This window comes from Paenisporosarcina quisquiliarum (genome assembly GCF_027563315.1).
GTDB classification, from domain to species: domain Bacteria; phylum Bacillota; class Bacilli; order Bacillales_A; family Planococcaceae; genus Paenisporosarcina; species Paenisporosarcina quisquiliarum.
Genome location: NZ_JAMKBJ010000018.1, coordinates 1 through 14,515 on the forward strand (window position 1 = coordinate 1; position 14,515 = coordinate 14,515).

The following is a 14,515-nucleotide window of genomic DNA, read 5'->3' on the forward strand; positions in this document are numbered from 1 at the left end:
GTTAAGCTCTTTAGCGCCGATGGTAGTTGGGGGTTTCCCCCTGTGAGAGTAGGACGTCGCTAGGCAAAGTAAAAAACCGATACCTTTTGAGGTAGCGGTTTTTTTGTGTTCTTTTTTAAGGGTTTGAACAGGAGCGTAGCGGAAACAAGACCATTAAGAGTTTTAATGGAAGTCACTCCCCTGACGTTGCATATCTCTTTCAATTGGAGAAGTCTAATTTTAGAAGTTCAACTATCGAAACAGCGGTGGTCAACAGTAAGAATATCTATATTGATGTATAATAAAGCTATATGAAAAGTGTGAGGGATTAGGAATGAATGAACGGCCAATAGTGGAAGCGATGAAACGTTTTTATGAAAATCAAAATAGCTCGTTTCATGTGCCTGGACATAAACATGGAGCATTGTCTGAGTTGCCCCGTGCTTTCAAAGATGTGATGAAGTTTGATTATACCGAACTCAGTGGACTTGATGATTACCACCATCCAGAGGAAGTCATAGAAGAAGCACAAGCATTGTTAGCAAAAACCTACGCGGCACAACACAGTTATTTTTTGGTGAATGGCTCGACAGTGGGGAACCTGGCAATGGTCTATGCAACTTGTGGGGAAGGTGATCGGGTACTGGTTCAGCGCAATGCACATAAGTCGGTATTTCATGCACTCGAATTAGTAGGTGCTCAACCAGTGTTTTTAACTCCTCAATGGGATGAGGAGACATATACACCTTCACATGTCAGTTTAACTACTGTATCGGCGGCTATCGACTATTACCCAGATGCCAAAGCACTTATTTTAACGCACCCCACGTATTATGGCGTTACAAATCCAGAGATGGTTGAAACGATTCGTTTGGCTCAGGCACATGGAATTCCTGTTCTTGTTGATGAGGCGCATGGGGCGCATTTTATAGGAGAAGGCGAGTTTCCGATGTCCGCGCTTGAAATGGGGGCAGATGTGGTTGTCCAGTCTGCACATAAAACGCTACCGGCATTGACAATGGGTTCATTTCTACATATTAATTCAAGTCGAGTGTCTAAAGATAAAGTGAATCGCTATTTGCGCATGCTTCAATCCAGCAGTCCGTCGTATTTGATACTCGCTTCATTGGATGATGCGCGGCATTTTATCGGAACGTATGCGCATGAAGATCAGCAGTTGTTTATTAAGACACGCCGTCAGTTTGTCGATAGCTTGAAAACTATATCTTCTCTTGAAGTTATAGAGGCTGATGACCCATTGAAATTAATTTTAAGGGTACCCCATCATACGGGTTTTACTTTGCAAAAACAGTTGGAGCACCAAGGGATTTACGTAGAGCTTGCAGATCCAGAGCAAGTATTGATGATTTTGCCATTATTAAAAGCGAGACATCACTTTCCTTTTGCAGAAATAAGAAAAAAAATAAAAGCTGCTGTTGAGAAATGTTTTAATCAGCAAAGAGATAAAGTGGAAATTGATTATTCGCATGAAATAGAAGCACTTTCAACTTTGGCTGTGCCATATAAAGAGCTACAAGCATTAGACAGTGAATGGATTCCATTTACAAAAGCAAACGGCCGAATTTGTGCGGGAATGGTCATTCCTTATCCGCCAGGCATTCCCTTATTTGTCCGCGGGGAGAAAATTACAACGAATAAATTGAAGATGCTTGCAGATTATTTAGCGAGTGGCGCAACGATTCAAGGTGAGCATGATTTAAGCCGAAAACTGTTGCTTGTCTTGAAGGAGGAAAAGGTATGAATAACCAGGGATTTTTTATAACGATTGAAGGACCAGAAGGCGCAGGGAAAACAACAGTGATGAGTGATGTCGTTGCTCGATTAACGAAAGAAGGATATGACATCGTATCAACACGTGAACCCGGTGGCATACGTATTTCAGAGCATATACGTGAAGTGATACTAAATAACGCATACACGGAGATGGACGGACGTACGGAAGCTCTATTATATGCAGCAGCGCGAAGACAACACTTGGTTGAGAAAATCGAGCCCGCACTAAATGAAAATAAAATCGTTTTGTGTGATCGATTCATTGACGCCTCCCTTGCTTATCAAGGACACGCTCGAGGACTTGGCATTGACGAAGTTCTTTCCATCAATGAATTCGCTATTGGCAAATTAATGCCTCATCTCACATTATTATTTGATTTGGAACCTTCAGTAGGACTAAAAAGGATTGCAAAACATGATGAGAGGGAAAAGAATAGATTAGACGCAGAAAGTTTGGCATTTCATGAAGCAGTAAGAGAAGGTTATCAGGAAGTCGTTAAAAGATATCCTGAACGAATACATGTAGTAGATGCTTCAAAATCACAGGAAGAAGTAACGGAATACGTACTGAATGTTCTGAAAAATTCTCTTTCTTCACGTATGAAATGAATAAACTTTTCATGTTATAATAGTAGGAAGAACTTCCGGAAAAGGGGTCGAGTTGATGAAGCTTATAGTGGCTGTGGTGCAAGATCAAGATAGTAACCGATTATCAAGCGCACTGACGAAAGGTGACTTTCGTGCAACCAAATTAGCAAGTACTGGTGGTTTTTTACGATCAGGAAATACGACGTTTTTAATCGGTACCGAAGATGAATTAATACCAAAAGCATTGGATTTAATTCGTGATAATTGTCGTTCTCGTGAGCAGATGGTTGCTCCTGTATCGCCAATGGGCGGTAACGCTGACTCATATATTCCATATCCAGTAGAAGTTGAAGTAGGAGGAGCGACAGTATTTGTGCTTCCGATTGAACAGTTCCATCATTTTTAAATTTATTTTGCACTTATGACTCAATTTTATTTAGCTACACACGAAAAATCCCGTGTTTTCCGGATGTCCGGAGCACGGGTTTTTTCAAAAAGAAAGGGTGAGCAACTTCATGGATGCAAACCAAAATGATGTCAGACAGTTACAGCCAGTTGTAATGAAACAACTTCAAACGGTATTTCAAAAGAACCGTGTTGCTCATGCATATCTTTTTGAAGGAGCGAAAGGAACTGGCAAAGTAGCGGTTATGCGATCGTTTGTGAAATTATTATTATGTGAACAACCCATTGAAAATGTTTCATGTGAAACGTGCCGAGGGTGTAGAAGATTTGAATCTGGCAACCATCCAAACTTTATTCAAATCGAACCGGATGGACAAGATATCAAAAAAGATCAAATGCTGCAGTTAATATATGAGATGAATAAAACTGGCCTCGAAGCTGGCCGTAAAATATATGTGCTCCACCGGGCAGATCGCTTAAACGCATCTGCTGCGAATACATTGCTTAAATTTTTGGAAGAACCTGAAGGATTGATAACAGCGATATTATTGACGGAAAAACCACATGCGATTTTACCGACAATCAGATCGCGTAGTCAAATTATTTCTTTTCCAGCTATTCCTTATGAAGAACGCGTAAAAGTGCTGATAGGAGAAGGTCTAACAGCATCTATGGCGGCAACTGTTTCCATGCTGACGAATGATTTGGAAGACTCTTTACAATTGGCAAAAGATGAGCAGTTTGCACAGGTCCGAAAAACAGTGTTAAAATTAGTGGAGGCGGTTGAATCAAATGTACATGAAGCGATGTTGACTGTGCATGAAGAATGGCTACCTTTGTTAAAAGAAAAAGAAGAAACAGAACAAGCATTAGATTTGCTACTATTCGCATATCGCGATTTAGTATCAGTTAAAGCTAATAGTGATTCAGCTTACGCGTATCCGGATTTTTTGCCATTTTATCAACAACGTGCACTTCATATTACATATGAACACTTGTCCAATAAAATAGAGGCCATATTAAAAGCGAAGCAACAACTGCATCGCAATATGAATCGGACGCTTTTAATGGAACAATTAACGCTGAATTTGCAGGAGGGGTTTTCGTTTGTATAACGTGGTAGGTGTCCGCTTCAAGAAAGCGGGTAAAATATATTATTTTGATCCAGCTGATTTTCCTTTGGAAAAAGACCAGTATGTTATAGTTGAGACAGCAAGAGGGGTAGAATACGGGAAGGTTGTCGTTCCTGTCAAGCAAGTGGAGGAACACGATGTGGTGTTGCCGCTTAAACAGGTCGTACGTCCCGCTGATGAGCGTGATCGTCTGCAAGTGGATGAGAACCAAATTGAATCACAACATGCCTTTGAGCTTGGAACAGAAAAGATTGTTGAACACACCTTGGATATGAAGTTGGTCGATGTGGAATATACATTTGACCGAAATAAAATTATCTTCTATTTCACGGCTGAAGGTCGAGTTGACTTCCGTGATTTGGTGAAAGATTTAGCTTCTGTCTTCAGAACGCGAATCGAGTTACGACAAATCGGTGTGCGAGACGAAGCGAAAATGCTTGGTGGAATCGGACCATGTGGCCGAATGTTATGTTGTTCAACGTTTTTAGGTGATTTTGAACCTGTTTCCATCAAAATGGCTAAAGATCAAAACCTTTCCCTTAATCCTTCCAAAATCTCGGGTTTATGTGGCAGGTTGATGTGCTGTTTGAAATACGAAAATGACGAGTATGAAACAGCAAAAGAGTTAATGCCAGATATGGGTGCACGAATTTCTACACCGGATGGCAAAGGTAAAGTCGTCGGAATTAACTTATTGGAACGCGTGATGCAAGTTGAATTAGCTGAGCAACAACGTGTGCTAGACTATACATTAGAAGAAATTCAGCAGTTTGCAGAAAACCAAGTGTAATGGACTGAACAACGAGGTGATGTACGTGAAAGATCGTAATTTTTTGGATACGGTCATGGAGTTTGAACAGCAACTTGAATCATTGCAAGGGCAGTTCCATGCACTTAAAGAGTTCGTGGCTTTGATGATGGAAGAACATCAGTCTTTGCAACAAGAAAACTTCCTTCTTCGAACGCGTTTGGATGAAATTCATGCGGCGGAAGAGGAAGTCCTGAAGCAGTCCGAACTGAATGCAAAAAAATTAAGCCGGATTGATATTGGAGAAGGTTACGATAACTTGGCGAGATTATATCAAGAAGGTTTCCATGTGTGTCATGTGCACTTTGGAAGCTCACGTAAAGGCGAGGACTGTTTGTTCTGCCTTTCATTTTTAAATAAACAAAACGGGTGATGAAAGACTGATTCCACTTCAACAAGTGGATGTCGGTCTTTTGTTATGTCGGAGGGTTAACCAATGGATATCGATTTACAAGATGATGAAAGATTAGACTATTTACTTGCAGAGGATCTACGGATTATTCAGAGTCCGTCTGTTTTCTCCTTTTCATTAGATGCAGTACTTCTTGCAAAATTTACGTATGTACCGATTAAACAAGGTTCGATCGTGGATTTGTGTTCAGGAAACGGTGTCATACCTTTATTTTTAAGTGCACGGACGAAAGCTAAGATTACAGGTGTGGAATTACAGCAACGTTTAGCAGATATGGCTAATAGAAGTGTGAGCTATAATCAATTAAATGAACAAATAACGATTGTTGAAGGGGATGTCAAAACCATTCCCAAGGATCTTGGAATTGAAAAACATGATGTGGTAACGTGTAATCCTCCTTATTTTCCTGCGCATGAAGCAAGCAATAAAAACTTGAAAGAACATTTAGCGATTGCCCGACATGAACTTCATTTAACTTTAGACGAGGCAGTTCAATCTGCAAGTCAGTTGCTGAAACAAGGTGGAAAAGCGGCATTTGTTCATCGACCAGGTCGATTGCTTGATATCGTGACCGCAATGAGAGCTAATCGACTGGAGCCGAAACGCATTCGATTTGTTTATCCGAAAGAAGGAAAAGAAGCGAATACTTTATTAATAGAAGGAATTAAAGATGGGAAACCCGATTTAAAAATTCTTCCTCCTCTATATGTGTACGATGAAAAAGGTGAATATACGGAAGAAGTGCGTGAGATGCTTTATGGAGAGAACTAACGAGCATATTTTTTATGTGTTGGAATGTTCCGATGGCTCTTATTATGCCGGGTATACCAATGACTTAACAAAACGTCTAAACGTCCATAACAACGGCAAAGGTGCCAAGTATACTCGGGCCAGACGACCGGTCACATGTATTTATCAGGAAGCATTCGAAACGAAACAACTGGCGATGAAAGCGGAGTATGCATTCAAACAGTTGAAGAAGAGTGAGAAAATAGTCTATATGGCAAATGGAATGAGAGGTGAACAATAATGCATGCACAAAAGAGTTTTTCAGGACAATCGACCACTGGTATTTTGTATTTGGTGGCGACACCTATTGGAAACTTGGAGGATATGACCGTTCGTGCGATACGCATGATGAAAGAAGCGGATTATATTGCTGCCGAAGATACACGTAATACGAAGAAGCTGTGTAATTACTTTGAAATTGATACGCCACTCATTAGTTACCATGAGCATAATTTGGAATATGGCGGGGAAAAGCTTTTAGAGCTTCTGCGTAATGGGAAGAATATTGCACTTGTCAGTGATGCTGGTTTACCATGCATTTCAGATCCGGGAGCGGATATTGTGGCAAAAGCGGTTGCGGAGAATTTATCCGTCGTGCCGATTCCCGGTGCGAATGCTGCATTAAGTGCGTTAATATCATCTGGACTTTCAACCTTGTCTTTTACTTTTTATGGGTTTCTACCAAGGCAAAAGAAAGATCGAAAAGCTGCACTTGAAGCCATTCAATACCACAAAGAAACAATGCTGTTTTACGAAGCTCCTCATCGACTAAAAGAAACACTGCGGGATGCTCAACAAATACTGGGTTCCGCACGAAAAGTAGTGTTGGCTAGAGAAGTAACGAAGAAATTCGAAGAGTTTGTAAGAGGGACTTTGGAAGAAGCGGTGGCTTGGGCAGAGAAGGAAGAAGTGCGTGGCGAATTTGTAATGGTTATTGAAGGTTCTACAGAAGAAAATCCGGATGAAAATGAAAAATGGTGGATAAATTTATCCATAACAGAGCATGTTAACCATGTGATAGAAAATCAGTCGCTTTCTTCCAAAGAAGCCATTAAAGTTGTGGCCAAGGACAGAGATCTACCGAAGCGGGATGTGTATCAACAGTATCATATTGAAGAATAAAAAAAATCCGGAGTGACATATAGTCGCCCCGGATTTTGAAATTATTTAGTCAGGTTAGATTGAATTTCTTTTACCAACAAATCTGCGCCTTCTGGGCTTAAGATCAGTTTTCCGCCTACTAAACGTAGGTTGTCATCTGATACTTCACCAGTTACAGCACAAGTCATGTTTGGCAGGTATTTTTTCAAGATGATTTTATCGTCATCCACGTAAATTTCCAATGCGTCTTTTTCAGCAATGCCAAGTGTACGGCGAAGCTCTATTGGAATAACTACGCGTCCTAATTCATCAACTTTACGAACGATTCCTGTAGATTTCATGAAAAGTACTCCTCTCGAATTATAAAAGTAATTCGTCAAATTTCGACATTTCTTTCTTGTCTGTTACTTATCATACCAAGTACTGCCAGCTTCGTCAATAAAAATTACTTCCAATTCATAGTAATAATTGTTAATAATATGATATTTTATGGTCAAAATATAATATATTTGATATATGATTTAATATATGTCAAATATATGGCAATAATTGAAAATAACTGGTACTAAAAACACGTAATTATTATTCGACATTTTTCGTCAATTATACATCATTGAAACAATTCTGGTACTCAGATAGAATAGTATTACTACTTTATGGGCACGAAAGGGCGAATTTAATTGAACAACCAAAGAAATTCTTTTTATATTACGACTCCAATTTATTACCCAAGCGGTAAATTTCATATAGGGACTGCTTATACAACAGTGGCTTCCGATGCGATGGCTCGCTATAAGCGTTTACGTGGTTTTGATGTTCGTTTTTTAACGGGTATGGATGAGCATGGCCAAAAGATTCAAGAGAAAGCGACAGAAGCTGGTAAAGATCCACAATCTTATGTCGATGAAATTGCGGAAGCTTCTAAGCAAGTTTGGGAATTGATGGACATTTCCAATGACGATTTTATTCGAACAACTGAACAGCGCCATAAAGATGGTGTTGAAAAGATTTTCCAGTTATTCCTTGATAACGGCGATATATACAAAGGTGAATATGAGGGATGGTACTGCACTCCGTGTGAATCTTTCTTTACTGAATCACAATTGGAAAATGGAAATTGTCCTGACTGTGGACGTCCAGTGAAAAAAGTCAAAGAAGAATCATATTTCTTCAATATGAAAAAATATGCTGACCGCTTGCTGAACTATTATGAAAATAACGTAGAATTTATTGAACCTGAGTCTAGAAAAAATGAAATGATCAATAACTTCATTAAACCAGGGTTGGAAGATTTATCAGTGTCCCGAACTTCATTTGATTGGGGAATCCGAGTACCTGGAGACGCAAAACATGTGATCTATGTTTGGGTAGATGCTTTGTCAAACTATATTACAGCACTCGGCTACAAGTCGGATGATGAATCATTATTTAATAAGTTCTGGCCTGCTGATGTACATGTTGTCGGGAAAGACATTGTGAGATTCCATACGATTTACTGGCCTATTTTCTTGATGGCGTTGGATTTACCGTTGCCGAAAAAAGTGTTTGCACATGGCTTTATTATGATGAAAGACGGGAAAATGTCGAAGTCTAAAGGCAATGTTGTCACACCGGAATTATTAGTAAATCGTTATGGTTTGGATGCTACTCGTTATTTCTTATTACGTGAGTTGCCGTTCGGTGCCGATGGCGTCTTTTCACCAGAATCTTTTGTGGAACGCACCAACTATGACTTGGCAAATGATTTAGGAAACTTGCTGAATCGTACTGTTTCGATGATGAACAAGTATTTTGATGGTGTGATTCCAACTGAAGGAAATGAACCGACAGAATTTGATGCGACCTTACAAGCGCATGCAAAAGAAGTGAAAGAAAAGTATGAAGCAAGTATGGAGAAAATGCAGTTCAGTATCGTGTTAAGTGAATTATGGTCTCTTGTTTCTCGTACGAATAAATATATTGACGAAACGCAACCATGGGTGCTGGCTAAAGAAGAATCAGACAAACCTAAACTAGGTTCAGTTATGTGGAACTTGGCTGAAAGTCTTCGTAAAATTGCTGTTTACTTGCAACCGTTCATGACAAACGCTCCAAAACAAATTGCTGAGCAACTAGGTTTGTCTGCAGATGCATTGACTTGGGATTCACTTGAAGATGCATCAAGCATTGCAAGTGGTACAAAAGTGATTGAAAAAGGCGTACCGATTTTCCCAAGGTTGGAAGTGGAGACAGAAATTACGTATATTCAAGAACAAATGCGTGGTCCGGTAAAAGTGGAAGAAGCGGTAGTAGCAGAAACTGTAAAAGAAGAAGCTCCAGATGTCCCAGAAATAACAATCGACGAGTTTATGAATGTGGACTTGCGAGTTGCAACGGTTACGGCATGTGAAGCAATTCCTAAAGCAGATAAATTATTGAAGCTGCAGGTAGACCTGGGATACGAGCAACGCCAAGTAGTTTCAGGTATAGCGAAGAGTTATAAACCGGAGGAATTAGTAGGCAAGAAAGTGATTGTTGTAGCCAACTTGAAACCTGTTAAACTGCGCGGAGAACTGTCACAAGGGATGATCCTTGCTGGAGAAAAAGATGGATATTTAACATTGGCAACTGTTGATGAGAAACTCGAAAACGGTGCAAAAGTAAAATAAAATAACAACTAATTAGCCTGTTCAGCAATCGCTGGACAGGCTTTTTCCTTGTAACTATCATTCGTAACGTGCTATTCTTTTGAAAGTTTAGGTCGTTGGAATCACTGGAATTATAATACAATTAAAAACAATTACCATTTTTAGGTTATTTAGTCCTGAATGTTATATAAAATACACGCCCCTGTCATCAAGTTGTTACGAAACAGAGATGTCAGAAATATTTATTAATTCTAAAATAGAGATACTGTGAGGCGATTCATTATGTACATAGATACACATGTTCATTTAAATGCAGATCAATACGATGAAGATTTACAAGAAGTTATTGAAAGAGCCCTCGAAGCAAAAGTTAACCATATGGTCGTGATTGGCTTCGACCGGAAAACAATTAAGCGAGCGATCGCATTAGCGGAACAATATGAGTTTATTTATGCGGTTGTCGGTTGGCATCCAGTCGATGCTATTGATTGTACTGAAGAAGATTTACTGTGGATTGAAGAATTAGCAGCACATCCAAAAGTTGTGGCAATTGGTGAAACTGGGCTTGATTATCATTGGGACAAATCACCTCATGATGTGCAACAGGAATTATTTAGAAAACAAATTCGTTTGGCACAAAAAGTGAATTTGCCTATTGTCATTCATAACCGCGATGCGACCGAAGATGTCATTCGTATCCTTCAGGAAGAACAGGCCGAAACAACGGGTGGAGTCATGCATTGTTACGGTGGCAGTGTTGAAACCGCAAAAATCTCTATAGAGATGAATTTCATGATTTCACTCGGTGGTCCTGTAACGTTTAAAAATGCTAAGAAGCCGAAAGAAGTAGCTGCAGAAATTCCACTTGAGTATTTAATGATCGAAACAGATGCCCCGTACTTAGCACCTCATCCACATAGAGGAAAACGCAATGAACCGGCACTTGTCACACTAGTAGCAGAAGAAATTGCTCGTCTGAAAAACATTCCAGTTGAGGAAGTAGGCAAAGCAACAACTGAGAATGCCATAAAATTTTACAAATTACCTGTATAAAAATTGGAACCCTCTCCAATACTTGGGCAGAGGAGGTTCTTTCAACCTGAATTGTTTGACTAATTACGAAAGGTTGACAGGCATTTTTGTAATCTATATAATCACACGAGTGATAAGGAGGCGTTTTTCATGTCAAATAATTCCATGAAAAACCTGTTCACCAACACATTGAGGAATAAGCAATTAGGAATAGCAGCAATCGCAGTTATCTTATTTGTTTCAGTCATATCAGCCGTTCTTTTCGTAGGAACGAAACAAACTGTCGCTTTGACGGTTAATGGTAAACAACAAGAAGTTCACACCCATGCAGATACAGTTGGAGACTTATTGAATGAACAAAATATTCAAGTTTCCACCGCTGATTTAGTTTCACCCTCATTGAACACGAAGATAGAAGAAGGACTTTCTATTAAGTGGGAACAGGCAAAAAAAATTACGATTACAGTTGATGGGAAAAAACAAACAATCCAAACAACTGCCGATAAAGTTAGTGAAGTTTTAGCAGAAGCAAAGATTGAAGTTTCTGAGCAAGATAAGTTAACACCTGGGCTTGATGCCAAGGTCGGACCCGATACAAACATTGCGATTGAAAAAGCGTTCCAAGTAACGCTCGTAGATGGTGTCAATGAAATGAAGGTTTGGTCCACTTCGACTACGGTCGCTGACTTTTTAAAACAACAAGAGATTCAAATGAATGAATTTGATCGTGTCGAACAAAGAATGGATGAATTAGTGATTCCAAACGATGTTATACAAGTCGTTCGCGTAGAAAAAGTCACCGATGTAGTGGAAGCAGCAACGAATTTCGCTGTGGAAACACGTAAAGATAAGAATTTGTTAAAAGGTAAAGAAAAAGTTGTACAAGAAGGTAAAAAAGGATCCATAAAACGCACTTATGAAATCATTACTGAAAATGGTAAACCGGTCGCGCGTATTCTAAAAGGCGAAGAAGTAATTAGTGAACCGGCTAAGAAAGTCGTGGCTGTTGGAACGAAAATTGTTACGGCAAGCGTTTCACGTGGTACCAATACAAGTTCGAACAGTTCATCAGAACCTGGCGGAAAAGAGTTTTATGTATCTGCCACAGCCTATACAGCTTACTGTAATGGTTGTTCAGGTATTACCGCTACGGGTATCGATTTACGTTCAAATCCACACCTAAAAGTAATTGCGGTAGATCCGCGCGTTATTCCTTTGGGTTCAAAGGTTTGGGTTGAAGGCTATGGGTATGCTGTAGCTGGAGATACGGGCGGAGCAATAAAAGGGATGAAGATCGACTTATTCATGCCTACGACAGATCAGGCATTTGGGTTTGGTCGTAAACAGGTTCGAATTAAAGTATTAGACTAATGAAATTCCAGCTTTCCCCATATTTAGGGGGAAGCTTTTTGTCGTTAGAGAAGTAATCATGAAATTTGCCTCTTTTGTAACGGTTGGTTTTCAGAGTCTGCATCGCTTTTCGAATGTCTAGCTCCCCGGTCAAGCACTCCCAGCCCCTAATCAAGCGAAAGCAGACTTTCGAATAGAAACTTCCAACATCGATGTGGGCTATCGTGGTCTGCTTCGCTTTTCTGTGTACAATGGGGCTGTGCGGAAGTAAAATAGGCAAAGAAGCAGTTGGAAATGAGGCAGTGAATCGTGTTTATTGAAGAAGTAATAGTGGTGGAAGGAAAAGATGATACAACTGCTATTAAGCGTGCTGTGAGAGCAGATACGATTGAAACGAATGGTTCTGCTATTTCGCCAGAGACCATCAAGCGTATTCAACATGCGCAAAATAAGAGAGGGGTCATTGTTTTTACGGATCCCGATTATCCTGGCAGACGAATACGTGCCATTATTGAAGAGCAAGTACCAGGTGTAAAGCATGCATTTTTACCTAAAGAAAAAACCATTGCGAAAAATGGGAAAGGTCTTGGTATTGAGCATGCTGCGGACGAAGATATACGCCAAGCGCTTTTAAATGTATATACACCGAGAAATACATTGAATCAAATAGAAGAAATTCCGCTTCACCAATTGATGGAAGCTCGATTAATTGGGCATCCTAGTTCTAAAGCCCGCCGCGATCGACTGGGTGAGCTTTTGCAGATTGGTTATACGAATGGCAAACAACTACAAAAAAGACTATCAATGTTCCAAATTGAAAGCGGGCAATTTGAAAAAGCTTTAGCTCAATTGGATCAGGAGGGCATACATGAGTAAAGATATTGCAACCCCAAAACGCACACAGGAAATATTAAAAAAATACGGTTTTTCATTTAAAAAGAGTTTAGGACAAAATTTCTTAATCGATCCGAACGTACTTCATAACATTGTCAGCCATGCTAAGTTGACAAAAGAATCGGCTGCCATTGAGATCGGCCCCGGAATCGGTGCGTTGACAGAGCATTTAGCACGCAATGCTGGTCAAGTGGTTGCTTTTGAGATTGATCAACGCCTGTTACCAGTGTTGGAAGATACACTTTCCCCATACGATAACGTTGAGATTGTTCATTCAGATGTGTTAAAAGCCAATGTGGCAGAAGTAATGCAGGATAAATTGGCTGGATTTAAGGATGTTATGGTTGTAGCAAACTTACCATACTATGTAACTACACCGATCCTGATTAAGTTGCTAATGGAGAAATTGCCGATTCGCGGAATGGTTGTCATGATGCAGAAAGAAGTGGCAGATCGTATTACAGCTTCACCTAGTACAAAAGCTTACGGTTCATTGTCCATTGCGATTCAGTATTATATGAAGGCCGAAATTGCTATGACCGTTCCAAAAACAGTCTTTATTCCACAACCTAATGTCGACTCAGCTGTCATTAAGTTAACGAGACATGAGACGGCTCCAGTGAATGTTTTGGATGAAGATTTCTTATTCACGGTTTCGCGTTCTTCTTTTGCGCAACGCAGGAAAACAATCCTAAACAATCTACAGTCCCAACTTCCACACGGTAAAGAAAAGAAGGATTTGATTTTAGCTGCATTGGAAGGTGCAAATATTGATCCTGCTCGTCGAGGGGAAACACTAACCATTCAGGAATTTGGAAAATTAGCAGATTTATTACTGCCAGATTTCAAGGAAATCTCGACTTTATAACAAACTTGGCACACTTATTAATAAAAATTACAGTTTAAATATGCGAATTTTATTGACAAGTGCTTTTGTTCATTGTTAAAATAATAAATTTGGTTGACAAATATTTGTGTGTATGGTATGCTTATGACTAAGTGAGGTGTAAGCGAAATGCCAAAAACTTTAGCCGATATTAAAAAGTCTTTAGATTGTCATTTAGGTAAACGTTTGCAATTAAAAGCAAACGGTGGTCGCAAGAAAACGATTGAACGAGCAGGCGTTTTACGTGAAACGTATCATGCAGTGTTCGTAGTGGATCTTGATCAGGACGAGAACGCGTTTGAGCGTGTGTCTTACAGCTACACAGATATTTTAACTGAAGCAGTAGAAATTACAATTGTTGACGGAATGCAAGAACTTGTAGTCGTCAAATAATCTTTAGCACTTATGTACTTATATTTTAACAAGACACTCATGGATGACTTCATCCATGAGTGTTTTTTTGATTTCAGTACATACTACATTTGTCAGTCCTCAAGAGGAGGAAAAACATGCCACGTAATCGTGTAATGTCGAATCATCTAAAAGAGGAAATTGCGAAAGAACTTGGATTTTATGATGTCGTTGCGCGTGACGGTTGGGGAGGCATCACCTCTCGTAATGCTGGAAACATGGTAAAGCGAGCAGTTGAAATGGCACAGGCCGGCTTAATGAACGGACAACAGTACAAGAAGTAAGTCGCAAACTAGATTTCTAATG

Annotated in this window: 17 protein-coding genes; 16 read left to right on the forward strand and 1 reads right to left on the reverse strand. The window is 39.7% G+C overall.

What is annotated here, in order from left to right; translation table 11 throughout:
• The first annotated feature begins 313 nt into the window (after positions 1-313).
• The 9 genes from M9R32_RS14925 to rsmI all read left to right on the forward strand — a co-directional run bounded on the left by M9R32_RS14925 (position 314) and on the right by rsmI (position 7,030).
• Positions 314-1,741: an aminotransferase class I/II-fold pyridoxal phosphate-dependent enzyme gene (locus tag M9R32_RS14925; RefSeq protein WP_269927545.1), complete on the forward strand. Its 1,428-nt coding sequence runs from the start codon at positions 314-316 to the stop codon at positions 1,739-1,741.
• Entirely contained in the window at positions 1,738-2,382 is a 645-nt protein-coding gene (tmk, locus tag M9R32_RS14930) for a dTMP kinase (RefSeq protein ID WP_269927546.1), read from the forward strand. The genes M9R32_RS14925 and tmk overlap by 4 nt, the downstream gene beginning before the upstream one ends.
• 55 nt (positions 2,383-2,437) lie before the next feature.
• On the forward strand, positions 2,438-2,767 hold the full coding sequence (locus tag M9R32_RS14935; protein WP_269927547.1) for a cyclic-di-AMP receptor: 330 nt from the start codon (positions 2,438-2,440) through the stop codon (positions 2,765-2,767).
• Positions 2,768-2,876: 109 nt separating this feature from the next.
• Complete coding sequence (gene holB / locus M9R32_RS14940) at positions 2,877-3,881, forward strand: DNA polymerase III subunit delta' (RefSeq protein ID WP_269927548.1); 1,005 nt, start codon at positions 2,877-2,879, stop codon at positions 3,879-3,881.
• Positions 3,874-4,689, forward strand: coding sequence for a PSP1 domain-containing protein (locus tag M9R32_RS14945; protein ID WP_269927549.1), 816 nt, complete (start codon positions 3,874-3,876; stop codon positions 4,687-4,689). Before holB ends, M9R32_RS14945 begins: the two co-directional genes overlap by 8 nt.
• 25 nt (positions 4,690-4,714) lie before the next feature.
• The gene (gene yabA / locus M9R32_RS14950) at positions 4,715-5,080 is read left to right on the forward strand and encodes a DNA replication initiation control protein YabA (protein WP_269927550.1); all 366 of its coding nucleotides are present in this window, start codon (positions 4,715-4,717) and stop codon (positions 5,078-5,080) included.
• A 63-nt stretch (positions 5,081-5,143) separates the two neighbouring features.
• Positions 5,144-5,890, forward strand: a complete 747-nt coding sequence (locus M9R32_RS14955; RefSeq protein ID WP_269927551.1) for a tRNA1(Val) (adenine(37)-N6)-methyltransferase — start codon at positions 5,144-5,146, stop codon at positions 5,888-5,890.
• Positions 5,877-6,149 (forward strand): GIY-YIG nuclease family protein, encoded by a 273-nt coding sequence (locus tag M9R32_RS14960; protein WP_269927552.1) that lies wholly within the window; start codon positions 5,877-5,879, stop codon positions 6,147-6,149. Before M9R32_RS14955 ends, M9R32_RS14960 begins: the two co-directional genes overlap by 14 nt.
• Entirely contained in the window at positions 6,149-7,030 is an 882-nt protein-coding gene (gene rsmI, locus M9R32_RS14965) for a 16S rRNA (cytidine(1402)-2'-O)-methyltransferase (protein ID WP_269927553.1), read from the forward strand. The genes M9R32_RS14960 and rsmI overlap by 1 nt, the downstream gene beginning before the upstream one ends.
• Positions 7,031-7,071: 41 nt before the next feature.
• Here rsmI and M9R32_RS14970 read toward each other — a convergent pair whose 3' ends face one another.
• Complete coding sequence (locus M9R32_RS14970) at positions 7,072-7,350, reverse strand: AbrB/MazE/SpoVT family DNA-binding domain-containing protein (protein ID WP_016429968.1); 279 nt, start codon at positions 7,348-7,350, stop codon at positions 7,072-7,074.
• Positions 7,351-7,689: 339 nt separating this feature from the next.
• Here M9R32_RS14970 and metG point away from each other — a divergent pair, with 339 nt between their 5' ends.
• The 7 genes from metG to M9R32_RS15005 all read left to right on the forward strand — a co-directional run bounded on the left by metG (position 7,690) and on the right by M9R32_RS15005 (position 14,493).
• Positions 7,690-9,657 (forward strand): methionine--tRNA ligase, encoded by a 1,968-nt coding sequence (gene metG, locus M9R32_RS14975; RefSeq protein WP_269927554.1) that lies wholly within the window; start codon positions 7,690-7,692, stop codon positions 9,655-9,657.
• Positions 9,658-9,918: 261 nt separating this feature from the next.
• Positions 9,919-10,689 (forward strand): TatD family hydrolase, encoded by a 771-nt coding sequence (locus M9R32_RS14980; protein WP_269927555.1) that lies wholly within the window; start codon positions 9,919-9,921, stop codon positions 10,687-10,689.
• 129 nt (positions 10,690-10,818) lie between these two features.
• On the forward strand, positions 10,819-12,039 hold the full coding sequence (locus tag M9R32_RS14985; protein WP_269927556.1) for a G5 and 3D domain-containing protein: 1,221 nt from the start codon (positions 10,819-10,821) through the stop codon (positions 12,037-12,039).
• Positions 12,040-12,327: 288 nt separating this feature from the next.
• Complete coding sequence (gene rnmV / locus M9R32_RS14990; protein WP_269927557.1) at positions 12,328-12,894, forward strand: ribonuclease M5; 567 nt, start codon at positions 12,328-12,330, stop codon at positions 12,892-12,894.
• Positions 12,887-13,780, forward strand: a complete 894-nt coding sequence (rsmA, locus tag M9R32_RS14995) for a 16S rRNA (adenine(1518)-N(6)/adenine(1519)-N(6))-dimethyltransferase RsmA (RefSeq protein ID WP_269927558.1) — start codon at positions 12,887-12,889, stop codon at positions 13,778-13,780. The genes rnmV and rsmA overlap by 8 nt, the downstream gene beginning before the upstream one ends.
• Positions 13,781-13,927: 147 nt before the next feature.
• Positions 13,928-14,191 (forward strand): biofilm formation stimulator Veg, encoded by a 264-nt coding sequence (veg, locus tag M9R32_RS15000; protein ID WP_016429962.1) that lies wholly within the window; start codon positions 13,928-13,930, stop codon positions 14,189-14,191.
• Between the two features lie 116 nt (positions 14,192-14,307).
• Positions 14,308-14,493, forward strand: coding sequence for a small, acid-soluble spore protein, alpha/beta type (locus tag M9R32_RS15005; protein WP_269927559.1), 186 nt, complete (start codon positions 14,308-14,310; stop codon positions 14,491-14,493).
• The last annotated feature ends 22 nt before the right edge of the window (positions 14,494-14,515 follow it).

Excerpts from the sequence above, each read along its gene's own strand:
- holB (WP_269927548.1), top strand. The coding sequence starts at position 2,877 with ATGGATGCAAACCAAAATGATGTCAGACAGTTACAGCCAGTTGTAATG.
- M9R32_RS14960 (WP_269927552.1), top strand. The coding sequence starts at position 5,877 with ATGGAGAGAACTAACGAGCATATTTTTTATGTGTTGGAATGTTCCGAT.
- M9R32_RS15005 (WP_269927559.1), top strand. The coding sequence starts at position 14,308 with ATGCCACGTAATCGTGTAATGTCGAATCATCTAAAAGAGGAAATTGCG.
- rsmA (WP_269927558.1), top strand. The coding sequence starts at position 12,887 with ATGAGTAAAGATATTGCAACCCCAAAACGCACACAGGAAATATTAAAA.
- M9R32_RS14985 (WP_269927556.1), top strand. The coding sequence starts at position 10,819 with ATGTCAAATAATTCCATGAAAAACCTGTTCACCAACACATTGAGGAAT.
- M9R32_RS14980 (WP_269927555.1), top strand. The coding sequence starts at position 9,919 with ATGTACATAGATACACATGTTCATTTAAATGCAGATCAATACGATGAA.
- M9R32_RS14970 (WP_016429968.1), bottom strand. The coding sequence starts at position 7,350 with ATGAAATCTACAGGAATCGTTCGTAAAGTTGATGAATTAGGACGCGTA.
- rsmI (WP_269927553.1), top strand. The coding sequence starts at position 6,149 with ATGCATGCACAAAAGAGTTTTTCAGGACAATCGACCACTGGTATTTTG.
- M9R32_RS14955 (WP_269927551.1), top strand. The coding sequence starts at position 5,144 with ATGGATATCGATTTACAAGATGATGAAAGATTAGACTATTTACTTGCA.
- tmk (WP_269927546.1), top strand. The coding sequence starts at position 1,738 with ATGAATAACCAGGGATTTTTTATAACGATTGAAGGACCAGAAGGCGCA.
- M9R32_RS14925 (WP_269927545.1), top strand. The coding sequence starts at position 314 with ATGAATGAACGGCCAATAGTGGAAGCGATGAAACGTTTTTATGAAAAT.
- M9R32_RS14935 (WP_269927547.1), top strand. The coding sequence starts at position 2,438 with ATGAAGCTTATAGTGGCTGTGGTGCAAGATCAAGATAGTAACCGATTA.
- veg (WP_016429962.1), top strand. The coding sequence starts at position 13,928 with ATGCCAAAAACTTTAGCCGATATTAAAAAGTCTTTAGATTGTCATTTA.